The organism is Vreelandella venusta (assembly GCF_015689495.1).
Taxonomy (GTDB): domain Bacteria; phylum Pseudomonadota; class Gammaproteobacteria; order Pseudomonadales; family Halomonadaceae; genus Vreelandella; species Vreelandella venusta.
This window is the reverse complement of sequence record NZ_CP065135.1, coordinates 2611878-2626223: the sequence shown is the minus strand read 5'-3', so window position 1 is coordinate 2626223 and position 14346 is coordinate 2611878. Positions and strand designations below refer to the sequence as shown.

17 protein-coding genes are annotated in these 14346 nt (G+C 52.5%); 10 read left to right on the top strand and 7 right to left on the bottom strand.

Annotation, left to right across the window (positions count from 1 at the left end; all coding sequences use genetic code 11):
* Window positions 1-56: 56 nt before the first annotated feature.
* From IR195_RS12695 to IR195_RS12670, 6 genes are all read right to left on the bottom strand, one after another.
* The gene (locus tag IR195_RS12695) at window positions 57-1472 is read right to left on the bottom strand and encodes an RNA polymerase factor sigma-54 (RefSeq protein ID WP_206047723.1); all 1416 of its coding nucleotides are present in this window, start codon (window positions 1470-1472) and stop codon (window positions 57-59) included.
* Between the two features lie 105 nt (window positions 1473-1577).
* A complete protein-coding gene (lptB, locus tag IR195_RS12690; RefSeq protein ID WP_125753647.1) occupies window positions 1578-2303 on the bottom strand; it encodes an LPS export ABC transporter ATP-binding protein in 726 nt (241 codons plus the stop codon).
* 75 nt (window positions 2304-2378) lie between these two features.
* Window positions 2379-2882: a lipopolysaccharide transport periplasmic protein LptA gene (lptA, locus tag IR195_RS12685; RefSeq protein ID WP_125749162.1), complete on the bottom strand. Its 504-nt coding sequence runs from the start codon at window positions 2880-2882 to the stop codon at window positions 2379-2381.
* A gap of 8 nt (window positions 2883-2890) precedes the next feature.
* The gene (gene lptC, locus IR195_RS12680) at window positions 2891-3463 is read right to left on the bottom strand and encodes an LPS export ABC transporter periplasmic protein LptC (RefSeq protein ID WP_186808816.1); all 573 of its coding nucleotides are present in this window, start codon (window positions 3461-3463) and stop codon (window positions 2891-2893) included.
* A complete protein-coding gene (locus tag IR195_RS12675) occupies window positions 3463-4005 on the bottom strand; it encodes a KdsC family phosphatase (RefSeq protein WP_038485504.1) in 543 nt (180 codons plus the stop codon). Before IR195_RS12675 ends, lptC begins: the two co-directional genes overlap by 1 nt.
* A 35-nt stretch (window positions 4006-4040) precedes the next feature.
* Entirely contained in the window at window positions 4041-5027 is a 987-nt protein-coding gene (locus IR195_RS12670; RefSeq protein ID WP_125749159.1) for a KpsF/GutQ family sugar-phosphate isomerase, read from the bottom strand.
* Window positions 5028-5320: 293 nt separating this feature from the next.
* Between IR195_RS12670 and IR195_RS12665 the strand changes: the two genes are divergently transcribed.
* The 9 genes from IR195_RS12665 (at window position 5321) to hisD (ending at window position 12098) form a co-directional block, all read left to right on the top strand.
* Window positions 5321-6142, top strand: a complete 822-nt coding sequence (locus tag IR195_RS12665) for an ABC transporter ATP-binding protein (RefSeq protein ID WP_125749154.1) — start codon at window positions 5321-5323, stop codon at window positions 6140-6142.
* The gene (mlaE, locus tag IR195_RS12660; RefSeq protein WP_125749151.1) at window positions 6143-6943 is read left to right on the top strand and encodes a lipid asymmetry maintenance ABC transporter permease subunit MlaE; all 801 of its coding nucleotides are present in this window, start codon (window positions 6143-6145) and stop codon (window positions 6941-6943) included. It abuts the gene before it with no gap.
* 16 nt (window positions 6944-6959) lie between these two features.
* On the top strand, window positions 6960-7424 hold the full coding sequence (gene mlaD, locus IR195_RS12655; RefSeq protein ID WP_206047722.1) for an outer membrane lipid asymmetry maintenance protein MlaD: 465 nt from the start codon (window positions 6960-6962) through the stop codon (window positions 7422-7424).
* A 38-nt stretch (window positions 7425-7462) separates the two neighbouring features.
* Window positions 7463-8122, top strand: coding sequence for an MlaC/ttg2D family ABC transporter substrate-binding protein (locus IR195_RS12650; RefSeq protein ID WP_125749146.1), 660 nt, complete (start codon window positions 7463-7465; stop codon window positions 8120-8122).
* Window positions 8119-8451, top strand: a complete 333-nt coding sequence (locus IR195_RS12645) for an STAS domain-containing protein (protein WP_125749143.1) — start codon at window positions 8119-8121, stop codon at window positions 8449-8451. Before IR195_RS12650 ends, IR195_RS12645 begins: the two co-directional genes overlap by 4 nt.
* 110 nt (window positions 8452-8561) lie before the next feature.
* On the top strand, window positions 8562-8810 hold the full coding sequence (locus IR195_RS12640) for a BolA family protein (RefSeq protein ID WP_125749140.1): 249 nt from the start codon (window positions 8562-8564) through the stop codon (window positions 8808-8810).
* Window positions 8811-8823: 13 nt separating this feature from the next.
* Complete coding sequence (gene murA / locus IR195_RS12635) at window positions 8824-10086, top strand: UDP-N-acetylglucosamine 1-carboxyvinyltransferase (protein WP_125749137.1); 1263 nt, start codon at window positions 8824-8826, stop codon at window positions 10084-10086.
* 28 nt (window positions 10087-10114) lie between these two features.
* A complete protein-coding gene (hisG, locus tag IR195_RS12630; RefSeq protein WP_125749134.1) occupies window positions 10115-10768 on the top strand; it encodes an ATP phosphoribosyltransferase in 654 nt (217 codons plus the stop codon).
* Window positions 10769-10781: 13 nt separating this feature from the next.
* Window positions 10782-12098, top strand: coding sequence for a histidinol dehydrogenase (gene hisD / locus IR195_RS12625; RefSeq protein WP_206047721.1), 1317 nt, complete (start codon window positions 10782-10784; stop codon window positions 12096-12098).
* A gap of 68 nt (window positions 12099-12166) precedes the next feature.
* On the opposite strand, the gene IR195_RS12620 is transcribed toward hisD, so the two are convergent.
* Window positions 12167-13411, bottom strand: coding sequence for a Do family serine endopeptidase (locus IR195_RS12620; RefSeq protein ID WP_125749127.1), 1245 nt, complete (start codon window positions 13409-13411; stop codon window positions 12167-12169).
* 138 nt (window positions 13412-13549) lie between these two features.
* Between IR195_RS12620 and IR195_RS12615 the strand changes: the two genes are divergently transcribed.
* Entirely contained in the window at window positions 13550-14311 is a 762-nt protein-coding gene (locus IR195_RS12615) for a Nif3-like dinuclear metal center hexameric protein (protein WP_206047720.1), read from the top strand.
* Window positions 14312-14346 lie beyond the last annotated feature (35 nt).

The following is a 14346-nucleotide window of genomic DNA, read 5'->3' as shown; positions in this document are numbered from 1 at the left end:
CTTTTTGCGCTATTGCAAAGCCCCTAGACGGACTTTGTCTCGTTAGCACTGTTTTATTAGCGTAAACGGCGGCGCTCGCTTGAAGAGGGAATACCCATTGATTCACGATATTTGGCCACCGTTCGCCTTGCTACTTGAATGCCACCCTCTTCCAATAGCGCCACGAGGCGGCTGTCTGAGAGGGGTTTTCCGGGCGGCTCATCTTGTACCAGTTTTTTGATTCGCGCTCGGATGGCAGTGCTGGAGTGATTGTCGCCGCCATCCTGGCCACTTACTTGGCTTGAGAAGAAGTATTTGAGCTCGAACACGCCACGCGGAGTATGAATATATTTCTGGGTGGTGACCCTGGAAATAGTAGATTCATGCATTTCCACGGCATCTGCGATATCGGCTAAGATCAGCGGTTTCATGGCTTCTTCACCGTGTTCCAGAAAGCCTATCTGGCGAGCGATGATTTCTCGACCCACCCGCAGCAGCGTATCATTTCGGCTTGAAAGGCTCTTGATGAGCCAGCGAGCTTCCTGAAGATGCTCTTTTAAAAATTGGTTATCTTGACTCTTGTCAGCCCGTTTGATGAGGCTTGCGTAGTCAGGTTGAATGCGCAAGCGCGGCAGCGCCTCTGGGTTTAGCTCCAGGTGCCATCCTTCGTGGTCATGGCGGACGACTAAATCTGGCGTTACGTAGCTGTCATCTGTGTCGCCAAAGGCACTCCCAGGGCGGGGATCAAGGCTGCGGATCAAACGAATGACGTCATCAAGCTGCTCATCATCCAGACTTAACCGTCGCTTTAGCAGGCGCGCATCATCTTTACCGAGCGCTTCAAGAAATTGACGCACTAGCCGCTTGGCAGGCATCAACAGCGGTGTATCTTCGGGGAGTGAGGCGAGCTGCAGCATTAAGCATTCTCGCAGGTCGCGAGCAAATACACCGGTGGGTTCAAACTGTTGAAGACGCAGCAGGGTTGTTTCAACTTCACGCTGGCTAAGGCCTTCATGCCCTTGGGCTTTAAGTCCTTCGCGAATGTCATTGAGCGGCTGTGTGAGGTAGCCGTTGGCATCCAGTGCATCGATGAGGCTTTCAGCAATGGCATGGTCGCGTGGTGAAAAATCTGTCATGGCGAGTTGCCAAAGTAAGTGGCCATGTAAACTTTGACCAGCGGCTTGACGCTCAAAGTCTGGCCCCTCGCCACTGGCACCATGGCTACCCAGGTCTTGATAAGTGTCTGACCAGTCACTGTCAGTAGAGAGCTCGTTAGGAATGCTTTCGGACCACTCAGCTTCCTGGGGCTCGCTAACGGCCTGCTCGCCGAACTCGTCTTCCTGCTCAAGCATGGGGTTGGCATCAAGCGCTTGCTGAATTTCTTGACGGAGGTCCAGCGTTGATAGCTGTAACAGGGCTATGGCCTGCTGCAGCTGAGGTGTCATGGTCAGCTGTGTACCGATACGCAATTGAAGAGAAGCTTTCATGACCATCTGAGAACCACTCGTTAATCAGAAAGCTCCACCCTAGTGCGAGTTATGGCTTGGTGCAAGTGCAATAAGTATGCCACCCATACTATTTTTTCTGCAGGTGGCTGTTTACAGGCGGAAATCAGCCCCCAAATAAACGTCTCTTACCCGTTGGTTGTTGAGAATTTCCTGAGGGGGGCCGCTGGCGATGATATGGCCGTCACCTACAATGTAGGCAATATCGCAAATATCTAGTGTTTCTCTGACGTTATGGTCGGTGATCAGTACGCCGATATGGCGTTTTTTGAGTGCTCGAATGATCGTTTTAATATCGCCTACTGAGATCGGATCAACGCCGGCAAACGGCTCATCAAGCAGAATAAAGGCAGGCTCTGTCGCGAGGGAGCGTGCAATTTCAACACGTCTACGCTCTCCGCCTGAAAGACTCATGCCGAAGTTGTCACGAATGTGAGTGATGTGAAAATCTTCCAGTAGCGACTCAAGGCGCTGCTCCCGAGCGCTGCGATCGAGTTCTTTGCGAGTCTCCAGAATTGCCATTATGTTATCGGCGACGGTCAGTTTGCGAAAAATAGAGGCTTCCTGGGGCAAGTACCCAATACCTGCCAGTGCACGTTCGTGCATGGGGGCGTGGGTCAAATCAAGCCCGTCGATGCCTACCTTTCCAGCATCAGACTTTACCAAACCGACAATCATATAGAAGGATGTCGTTTTGCCCGCGCCATTGGGGCCTAGCAGTCCTACCACGCTGCCTTGAGATATCTCTAGGTTAATATCCTTAACTACACGGCGGCGTTTATAGCTTTTGGCTAAGTGGTGGGCATAAAGTGTTTTTATCGGCGCTGTTTCTGATGCTGATTCTAAGGCTGTGTGAGGTGCAGACCCTGCATGTTTTGTCGCCACTGGTCACTCCTATTGTTCCGGCTGAAGAGTCATGCGGATACGTTGTGGTTCACTGCCGCTAACATCAGAACGCGCCTGAACTACACCTTGGTCGATAAAATACTCTAAGCGCCCACCTTCGAAGCGGTCAGCTTGCTGGGTCAGCTCCGCTTGGTCGATTAGCTCTACCCGACGCTCGGCAACATGATAAATGATGCGCTTTGCCCAGCCTTCCATTGGGCTGGCTTGGTCTTCGAGCTGGTTGCGTATATAGGCTCGTCCACCGGTTGCAACGGCGCGCGATAGCTCGCCAGCATCGTTGCGCTGAATCTCAACGCGATCTCCGCGTAGCTGCATATTGCCCTGACGAATATCGACGTTGCCCGAATAGACTGCAGTGCCTGCGCGTTGATCTAGATCTAAACGATCAGCCTCTACTTCTACAGGGGCTTGGCTTTGTGCCATGACCGGTAGCGCTGCCGCAGAAATAGGTAGTGTAATGACGAAGAGTGCCGTGCGAATAAGAGCGTTCATCGCGACTCCTACTGAGAACGAGTGGCAGGCGGGTGAACGCCGCGCACGTTATTGGTTAAGCGGATCTGGCTATCATCCAGCCATACATCCATACGTGAAGCGCTAATGCGTTGAGGCGGCTGCTGAAGTATGGTTTCGGCATCGCTCCAAGCATGGCGGGTGATGCCATTGTAATGTAATAACTCTGTATTCAACTGCCAGCCCTCATCAGGTGCAAGTAATTGGGCTGAGCCAGCTAGCGTGAGTGCTTGCGTGTCAGTATTTAGAGTGCCGCTCTGGGCCGTCGCTAGCCATTGACGCTCCTCTCTATCGAACAGTGTCGCCCTGGGAGAGGTAACCTCTGTCATCGCTGTTTGAGGGGTATGGACTAAGCGTGGCGTCGCCAGCGACTGTTGGATGGCACCGGTGTCACCAAACAGAGTGATTTCTGCATTTTCCAGTACATGGCCGGGCTCTTGAGCGCGAGCCTCAGGATCGATTAATTGGTCTTGAGGGCCGCGCGGGTCTAGCCACGCCAGCACACCACCTAGGGCAAATACCATGGTGGTTATCCAAACGCGTTTTTTAGCCCAAAAGCGCATTACGATTGGCCGTGTAGGTACGTATCTAAAACAGCATCCCAATGGCCTTGAGACATCAATAAGGTGTCGCAGATTTCACGTACGGCACCGTGGCCACCAAGCCGGTCGGTGATCCAGTCGGCATGGGTATGCATGTAATCAGGAGCATTAGGCACGGTAATGCCTACGCCAGAGCGTTTAATAGGAGCAAGGTCTGGTAGATCGTCACCACAATAAGCAACCTGCTCAAGCGTGATATCTAGGCGTTGGCAAAGCGCGCGTAACGTAGTGAGTTTATCTTCACATCCTTGATAAACATGGGTAATGCCCAGCGACGCAGCGCGTTGACTAACCATCGGAGAGTCACGCCCAGTAATTAAGGCAACATGGATTCCGACGCGCTTCAAAAGTTTGAGGCCGTGGCCATCTTGAGTATGGAATGCTTTGATTTCGATACCGTCGGCTTGGAAATAGAGGCGGCCATCGGTAAGTACGCCGTCAACGTCAATGGCAAGCAATTTTACACGGCGAATGCGGTCTTGTAGAGCGTCAGGTAAGGCCATGAAGCCTCCGTATTATTAATGTTGAAAAAGAGCGATTAAATGACACCGCTGGCAAGTAAGTCATGCATATGCAGGGCGCCAATGGGGCGCTGTTGATCATCCACGACCGCCAGTGCGGTGATTCGACTGTCTTCCATGATGCGTACCGCTTCAGCCGCTAACACCTCGGGGCCGATACGTTTTCCAGGGCGTGTCATAACATCATCAACGAGGACGTCACGTAGGTCATGAAACTGATCCAGCGTTCGGCGTAAGTCACCGTCGGTATAAACGCCAGCAAGGCGTCCTTCGCTATCGACGACGCAGGTAAAGCCCAATCCTTGGCGAGTGATTTCCAACAGGGCGTCCCGTAGCGGGCTACCTAATGCTACTTGGGGGAGGCGCGAGCCGTTGTGCATTAAATCCTTGACACGCAAAAGCAGGCGTTTGCCGAGGCTTCCACCCGGGTGTGAAAGGGCAAAATCTTCCGCGGTGAAGCCGCGCGCTTCTAATAATGCCACGGCTAAGGCATCACCCAAGGCGAGAGCCGCTGTGGTTGAGCTAGTCGGCGCTAAGTCGAGAGGGCAGGCTTCGCGCTCAACACCGCTGTTAAGGTGAGCATCGGCGTGCTTAGCTAATGTGGATCCTGGGCGCCCCGTCATGCTGACAAGCGGGGTTCCTAAGCGTTTCAATAGCGGAAGCAGGGCGGTGACCTCTGCGGTTTCGCCAGAGTTCGAGAGGGCCAGCACAACATCTGCGCGGGTGATCATGCCGAGATCGCCATGGCTGGCTTCACCGGGGTGTACAAAAAAAGCAGGTGTGCCGGTGCTTGCCAATGTTGCAGCCAGCTTGCCCGCAATATGCCCGGACTTACCCATGCCGGTCACTACTACGCGGCCCTGGCAGGCAAGGATAAGTTCACAGGCGTGGTCAAAGCTCTCATCAAGCTTTGCCTGAAGCCCACCGATAGCGGCCTGCTCAATTTGCAGTGTGCGCAGCGCACTTTCACGCAGTGGGCTAGGTGTCGATAGTGGCTGGCGCATGAGGACATCTCTTTTCATAAGCGGTCAAAAGTAGGTCGCTAAGAATAACATCTTGGCGCGGTTTGTAGGTAAGGCGCGTACCCTACTCCTTACTGCAGTAGCAGTGAGCGTATCTGTTACTGTGAGTAGCGTTCAGTTACGATGTTCGATAATATTTCGAAAACAGTGTTTTTTAAACTGCCTGTGCTTTTAAACTAGCCGTTTTTTTGAATTATTTGTTTTTAACTAACTCATGCGTAGCCAGCATACATTAATGCTGTTGCGGCAAGACGACCATCAAGGCCAGCCAGCCCATGACCGATGCTCCCTTCATCGAAATTGAAGATTTGTACTTCTCGCGGGGTGATCATGATATTTTTCGTGGAATCAATATGACGATTTCGCGTGGCCAGGTAACGGCCATCATGGGGCCAAGCGGTACCGGCAAGACGACACTTTTAAAGCTCATTGGTGGGCAATTAACGCCTGACCGAGGGCGAGTGCTAATCGACGGTCAAGATGTCCATCGCTTGTCGCGCAAGGCCCTGTTTACGTTGCGTAAGCGCATGGGTATGTTGTTTCAGAGCGGTGCCCTGTTTTCGGACCTTGATGTATTTGAAAACGTAGCGTTTCCGCTTCGGGTGCATACTGACTTGCCTGATCCGATGATACGCGATCTAGTGCTTCTTAAGCTGCAGGCAGTGGGTTTGCGCGGGGCTAGGCACTTGTCGCCTGCTGAGCTTTCGGGGGGGATGGCCAGGCGTGTGGCGCTGGCTCGGGCGGTAGCGCTTGACCCAGAGTTAATCCTTTATGATGAGCCTTTTGTCGGACAAGACCCCATTTCTATGGGAGTGCTTGTACAGCTAATTAAACGGCTGAATCAGGCGCTGTCGCTTACGTCAGTGATCGTTTCGCACGATATCAAAGAGACTCTCAGCATTGCGGATTATCTATACCTTATTTCTGATGGGCAGGTAGTCGCCTCTGGCACGCCAAGCACCTTAGATACAAACCAAGATCCCCGGGTGAGCCAGTTTATCCATGGTGAGCCAGACGGGCCGGTGCCGTTTCACTATCCCGCTGAGACACTTTATCGCGATATTCTAGGCCAAGCCTCTGCAGGGAAGGTGCGTTAAATGCAATCAAACATTAAGCATGCTATTTCGCATGTTGCTCGGCTGGGGCAAAAAGGCTGTGATGCCATAGAGTCGCTAGGGCGTGCAGGTGTTTTTCTTGCCCAGTCAGCAGTAGGGCTGCCTTCTCGGGAAGGGTGGTCGCTGTGGCTACGCCAAGTACACTTTGTCGGTGTGCTGTCTCTGGCTATTGTGCTGGTGTCAGGGCTGTTTATAGGCATGGTGCTTGCGCTGCAGGGGTTCACCATTTTGGTTGATTTTGGGGCAGAGCAGGCGCTCGGTCAGATGGTTGCTCTTTCACTTCTCCGAGAGCTGGCGCCGGTGGTCGCTGCGTTATTGTTTGCCGGGCGCGCGGGCTCTGCGTTAACGGCGGAAATTGGCCTTATGAAGGCGACTGAGCAGTTAACAAGTATGGAAATGATTGGCGTTGATCCACTGCGTCGGGTTGTGGCTCCACGGCTGTGGGCAGGTTTTATTGCGCTTCCCATTCTGACCGTTGGCTTTAGCGTGGTGGGGATTTGGGGGGGCTATCTGGTTGGTGTGGAATGGCTGGGAGTATTTGAAGGTTCTTACTGGAGCAATATGCAGGCTAGCGTTTCGTTTATTGATGATATTGGTAATGGAATCATCAAGAGCCTTGTGTTTGCAGTGGTCGTTACCTGGATTGCGGTGTTCCAAGGGTATGACTTGGTGCCTACCTCTGAAGGTATTTCACGTGCGACAACACGCACGGTGGTGTATTCATCGCTTGCTGTTTTGGGGCTGGATTTTGTATTGACCGCCGTGATGTTTGGCGGCCTTTAATGGGTGGAGCAATAACATGAAGCGCAGTAAAACCATGGAGTTTGGCGTTGGCCTGTTTATGCTTGCGGGCATTCTGGGGCTTATTTTTTTAGGCTTGCGCGTAAGTGGCATGACGTTTTCAACATCTTCTGACACGTTTCGTCTTGAGGCTAGCTTTTCCAATATTGGTAGTCTGAAGCCACGTGCGCGGGTCACTATGGCCGGTGTCACTGTAGGGCGGGTAGAGAGCATTGAACTTGATACCGAGTGGTATGATGCGCGGGTGGTGCTAAGCCTCGATAGCGACCTTAAAGGCCAGCTTTCGCAAGATACTACCGCCGCTATTTTGACGGCTGGGCTGCTCGGTGAGCAGTATATTGGCTTGAGTGTTGGCGGCGCTCCTGACGTACTGGAAGAGGGGGGTGTTATTCGAGATACCCAGTCTGCCTTAGTGCTCGAAGAACTTATCCAGCAATTTGTATCCAATATGGTTACTAACTAGGCACCGTGAGTGCTGTCAGTTGTTATGAGGTGACTTTGATGAAAGAAAATAGCGTAATGTTGGTCCGTCGTTGGCTCTTTTTGTTGTTGCTAGCGGTTTTTCTGCTGCCTTTTGCTGCTCAGGCCCAGTCGCAATCACCAGAAGCGTTGGTTCGTGACAACGTTAATGGCTTCATGGAGCAGATTAAGGGTAGAGAGGATTATTACGCCAATAATCTTGATGAGCTTAAAGCGTTAGTCAACGATAGCCTGAATGATGTGGCGGATTTTCGCTATATTGGCGCTAGCGTGATGGGCAGCTACTTTCGCAATGCAACGCCAGAACAGCGTAGCCGCTTCGCCGATGTCTTTCGTCAAACCCTGATCGACACCTACACGCGTGGTCTCGTAACCTTTGATTATGATGAGTTGAGAGTGTTAACCGACCAGCGCGGTCAGCGCTATGAAGATCAAGCCAGTGTTGATATGGAAGTGGTGGCTACTAATGGTCAGGTTTACCCGGTTAGCTATAGCCTGCGACTTTCAAATGGTGAGTGGAAAGTAGTCAATGTCATTGTTAATGGCATCAATTTAGGACTGACCTTCCGCAATCAGTTTGATCAGTCGATGCGCGAAAATAATCGAGACTACGATGCCGTTATTCGTAGCTGGTCACCCGAAATTGGTGTCGACGAGCTAGAGCAAGGGGGCAACGCGTGACGACGCTGTTATCTATGCCCCATGTTTCGCTGATTGCGCAGCCTTGCGCGTTGGTGGTTCAGGGTGATCTCAATGTCAATGCAGCGGCCGAACTGGCCGCTGCAGGCGTTAAATGGCTTGAAAGTTCTCGGTTAGCTGATGTCGTTCTCGATTTTTCAGGGGTTACGAAGGCGAGTAGTGCGGCGATTAGCGTGCTGTTTGAATGGCTGCGGGCCTGTCACTCGCTAGGCATTGTCGTTACGTCGATTGCCTTGTCTACTCCGCTGGAGCGTTTAACGTCGCTCGCTGAGCTTGATGCGCTAATAGGTTCGCCCAACGCTGAAGCGTGAGTGCTCGTCTGGCATCGCCAAGCGTGCCGCTTTTCTTTATCATGTTTCTTTATTCCTCACTAATTCAACGTCCCTACCTATTTCAATGACCCAAAGGAGTTCCCTGTCCTATGCAACCCCATGAGGTAAAAGCACTGCTTGAGTCCCGCATCGATGGATGTGATTTTCATATTCAGGGTGAAGGCTGCAATTTTCAGGTGATCGCGGTTGGCGAAGCTTTTGAAGGTCTTTCTGCCGTAAAGCGTCAGCAGCTGGTTTATGCGGCGCTAAGTGATGAAATTGCATCCGGCGCTCTGCACGCCATTAGTATTAAAACGTTTACTCCGGCGCAGTGGCAAACTGCACCGGAGAACGCATAGTAGCGGCTTCTCTATGGACAAATTAATCATTACCGGCAATGGGTCGGTAGATGGCGAAGTGTGGGTGAGTGGCGCTAAAAATGCGGCGTTGCCAATTTTGTGTGCCAGCCTTTTGGCAGATGGCCCGGTCATTATTGGTAATTTGCCTCATTTGCAGGACATCACTACGACGCTAGAGTTGCTAGGGCGCATGGGCGTTGAGCCGGTGATGGGAGAGAAACTCAGTATTCAGCTTGACGGCTCTCAGGTAACGCAGTGTCATGCCCCCTACGAGCTAGTCAAGAAGATGCGCGCCTCCATTCTAGTGTTAGGTCCGTTGCTAGCACATTTCGGTAAGGCAGATGTTTCTCTGCCAGGAGGGTGTGCCATTGGTTCGCGTCCTGTGGACTTGCATATCCGTGGTCTTGAGGCGATGGGCGCAGAGATCCGCGTAGAAGCGGGTTACATTCGTGCTCGAGTTGATGGTCGCTTGAAAGGGGCGACTATCTTCTTTGATACAGTGACGGTAACGGGTACTGAAAATCTGCTGATGGCGGCCACGCTCGCAGAGGGCACCACTATTCTTGAAAATGCTGCGCGCGAGCCGGAAATTGTCGATCTCGCCGAGTGTTTGATCAAGATGGGGGCTGATATTCGCGGGCATGGTACTGACACTATCGTGATTGAGGGCGTTGCGACGCTGCACGGCTGCGAGCACGATGTCATGCCAGATCGCATTGAAACGGGTACTTTCCTGGTGGCTGCTGCCATGACAGGCGGCCGCGTGAAAGTGAAGCGCACCCGTGCCGATATTTTAGAAGCAGTGCTTGCGAAGCTTGAAGAAGCGGGCGCTGAGATTACCAGTGGCGATGATTGGATCGCTTTGGATATGCACGGTAAGCGCCCAAAAGCGGTGAATATTCGCACGGCACCTTATCCTGCATTCCCTACCGATATGCAGGCCCAGTTTGTGGCGATGAATGCTGTCGCTGAGGGGAATTCCCGGGTGGTGGAAACCATCTTTGAAAACCGTTTTATGCACGTGCAAGAGCTAAACCGGATGGGGGCGAATATTGCCCTTGAAGGAAATACGGCACTGATTGAAGGCGTAGAAAAGCTTTCGGGTGCGCCGGTAATGGCTACCGACCTTCGTGCGTCAGCATCACTGGTAATCGCGGCAATGATGGCTGAAGGCGAAACGCTTGTAGATCGTATTTATCACATCGATCGTGGTTATGAGTGCATTGAGGAAAAACTACAGCTGCTGGGTGCGCGCATTCGCCGTATTCCTGGCTAAGCCATGTTATTAACCATTGGCCTAAACAATGAGTAAGCAACTTATTTTAGCCCTTTCAAAAGGGCGTATTCTGGAAGAGACGCTGCCGCTGTTGGCGGATGCGGGAATTACCCCAGTAGAAGATTTGGGTAAAAGTCGTAAGCTGTTGTTTGATACTAATTTGCCAGATGTGAAATTAGTAATTATACGGGCAACCGATGTGCCGACCTATGTACAGCTGGGTGCCGCGGATGTGGGTATTGCGGGTAAAGATGTTCTGCTTGAGCATGGTGCTGAAGGGCTATACGAACCCCTAGACCTGGATATCGCTCGTTGCAAGCTGATGACGGCTGGTGTGACAGGTCAGTTGCCTGCTGAAGCGCGTCGTCGTGTAGCTACTAAGTTTGTAAACGTGGCGAGGCGTTACTACGCAGAGCAGGGTATTCAAGCCGAAGTGATCAAGCTCTATGGGGCGATGGAGCTTGCTCCTCTGATGAATTTGGCCGATGAAATTGTTGATATCGTGGATACCGGCAATACGCTACGCGCCAATGGCATGGAGCCTCGTGAACTTATTGCCCACATCAGTACCCGCTTAGTGGTTAATAAAGCAGCTATGACCATGAAGCATGACCGTATCAAGCCACTATTAGCCCGCCTGGAAAGTGCGGTTAAAAAGCGCCAGACTCAGCCTATTGAATGACACGAGGTTTACCATGAGCGATAAGTCCACAGCCACCATTGCCCGTCTCTCGACTGTTGATGGGGCATTCCATCAGCATTTAGACGCGCTGCTGGATTGGGAAGGGGTGTCTGATAAGGCAGTGCAGGCTCGTGTTGAAGAGATATTGGCAGATGTTAAGCGGCGAGGTGACAGCGCGGTGGTTGAGGCGACCAATCGCTTTGATCGCCTATCTGTCGAGAGTATGGAGCAGCTATGCCTATCTCCTGAGCAACTGAAAAAGGCCTTTGACGGCCTGCCTACTGAGCAGCGTAATGCGCTGTCGGCCGCCGCTGAGCGTATTAAGCGTTATCATGAGCGCCAAAAGCCAAGCTCGTGGCAATACGAAGAGGCTGATGGAACAGTGCTTGGCCAAAAGGTCACCCCGCTGGACCGCGCAGGTATTTATGTGCCGGGTGGTAAAGCCGCTTATCCTTCATCGGTGTTAATGAATGCTATCCCTGCCCATGTGGCTGGTGTGCGTGAGATTGTGATGGTTGTGCCGACTCCGGACGGTGTGCTGAATGATCTTGTGCTGGCAGCTGCGCATTTGGCGGGCGTCGACTATGTGTTCACGATTGGCGGCGCCCAGGCAATCGCGGCGCTTGCCTATGGTACGGAAAGCATTCCGCGGGTAGACAAAATCGTAGGGCCTGGAAATATCTACGTAGCGACTGCTAAACGCGCGGTATTTGGTCAAGTTGGTATTGATATGATTGCCGGCCCCTCTGAAATCATGGTGGTGTCTGACGGCCAAACAGACCCGGATTGGTTGGCAATGGACTTATTCTCTCAGGCTGAACACGATGAGGATGCCCAAGCGATTTTTGTTAGTTGGAAGGCTGATCACCTGGATGCCGTTGAGGCTTCAATTGAGCGATTATTGCCGACGCTTGAGCGGGAAGATATTGCCCGTGCTTCACTGCAACGTCGTGGTGCATTGATTCTCTGCCAAGATCAGGCGGAAGCCATTGAGTTGATCAATCGTATCGCACCGGAGCATCTGGAGCTTTCTGTTGAGACGCCTGGCGACTGGCTCGATGACGTGCGTCACGCTGGAGCAATCTTTATGGGGCGGCATACGTCGGAAGCTCTGGGTGATTATTGTGCAGGGCCGAACCATGTGCTGCCCACGTCTGGAACCGCTCGTTTTTCATCGCCGCTGGGGGTTTATGATTTCCAAAAGCGCTCCTCCATTATTCACTGCTCGCCTGACGGTGCGTCTGAGCTTGGTAAAATAGCCTCTGTGCTTGCCCGGGGTGAGTCGCTGACGGCCCATGCGCGTTCGGCGGAGTATCGTATTAAAGATTGAGTCTTGTTTGAAAAAACGCCGCTTGAAAAAGCGCCGTCTAAACAAGCGTCGATAGCCATCAGAGCGACTTACGAGTCGCTCTGATGCTCGCCTGACGTAGCATTAATGGGTACCGGCCGTTCACCGACCTCCAGTGTCATATCCATGCGTTCACCGCTTCGTACGATCGTCAGCGGTAGTTTTGTGCCGGGGGGAATGGAGGCAATCGCGCTCATTGTTACCCGAGCATCTAAAATCACTTGACCGTCAATAGACAGCAAAACATCGCCGGGCTGTAAGCCTGCTTTAGCGGCTGGCCCGTCCTTCACAACGCCAGCCACAATCACGCCTTGAGGGGTTCTTAATCCAAATGATGCGGCCAGCTCGCGGGAGAGGGCTTGTGCTTCTATGCCTAGCCAGCCGCGTATAACGCGACCGCGGGTAACCAGTTCATTCAAGATGCTATGGGCAAGGTTGGCTGGAATCGCAAACCCAATTCCTTGTGATCCTCCCGATCGTGAGAAAATGGCCGTATTAATACCCACTAAAGCGCCGTCAGGGTTGACTAGCGCCCCCCCTGAATTGCCTGGATTTATCGCTGCGTCTGTTTGAATGAAGTCTTCATAAGCATTTAAACCTAAGTGGCTGCGCCCCGTCGCGCTGATAATGCCCATGGTAACGGTTTGTCCAACGCCGAAGGGATTGCCAATAGCGAGTGCTACATCGCCCACCGCCACCTGCTCTGAGTCAGCAAGCTCAATTACCGGCAAGTCATCAAGGGCAATGCGTAAAACTGCAAGGTCGCTTTCTGGATCAGTGCCAATTACCTCAGCCAGTGTTTCCCGGCCATCGCGGAGTGCCACCTGTATTTGATCGGCGCCATTAATGACATGGTGATTGGTTAGCACGTAGCCGTCATGGCTGACGATAACGCCTGAACCAAGGCTCGACAGCATTCGCTGGTGAGTGGTTGCATCGTCGCCGCTGAAGAACTGCTGGAAAAAAGGATCAGACATCAGCGGATGCTGGTCGCGTTCAACAATACGTGATGAATAGATGTTGACGACGGCTGGCGCCGCTTGATTAACGGCATTGGAGTAACTTGCAGGCCCTTGATTGCGGTTGAGCGGTTCTGCTTGGCGAATCTCAGGGGCAGGTCGATTTGCTGCTGACTCTCCGCTAGTGGGTACTAGCGAAGGAGGAGGCTCGACCGTTGCGGGTGGCGTTTGCCGAAAAGGATTAGGCAAATACTCTGGGAAAGCAAGTAGCACCAAGGCGGCGAGCAATAGCCCGGTGATAATTGGCCATATATAGGGCAGCACAGAGCGGTGCATGCGAAATTTCCTCAGCGGGTGATAGTCTAAATGGTCGCGAGGTTCGCGATAACGCGAAGCGATATTTACAATAGTCCCATCGTAACACTTTATTGAGATGTTCCTCACGATAGCTTGTTAATCGGTTAAGGAGTCAGTGTGATCCATCGTGACCAACTAGTAGCTGCATGCGACCATCAATTGCGGTCATCGCAATTCAAAGATTTTACCGTTAACGGCCTTCAAGTAGAGGGGCGTGACACAGTAGCGCGCGTGGTGTCGGGCGTGACGGCATGTCAGGCGTTATTAGAGGAGGCAGTCGCTTGGCGAGCGGACATGGTGTTGGTGCACCATGGTTATTTCTGGAAAAACGAACCGGTGGCCATTACCGGCATGAAACAGAAGCGAATTAAAACGCTCTTGGATAACGAAATGAGCTTGCTGGCTTACCATTTACCATTAGATGCGCATGCCGCGTTTGGCAATAATGCCGAGCTGGCCAAGCGTCTGGGGTGGAAGGTCGAGGGGTGCATTGATGGTGAGCTTGGCGAAGGGCTGTTATGGTCCGGGCGATTGGCTGAGCCGCTAAGCGTTGCAGAGTTGGGTGGTCAATTGGCTGCAGTGCTCCATCGAGAGCCTTTGGTGGTTGAGTCGCCTTTGGTTGGCTCTGTGGAGCGGGTTGCATGGTGCACCGGAGGTGCTCAAGATATGATTACGGCGGCTTACGATGCAGGCGCGCAAGTTTTCGTGTCTGGGGAAATATCAGAGCGCACGACGCACCTGGCTAGAGAGATGGGGATTCATTACATCGCTGCTGGCCACCATGCTACAGAGCGTTTTGGTGTTCAGGCGCTGGGTGAGTGGTTGGCAAGTGAGTATGGTGTGGAGCATCGGTTTATCGATATCGATAATCCCGCTTAGTACTCGCTTGTGCAAAGCATCCGCATCGGTTTGCT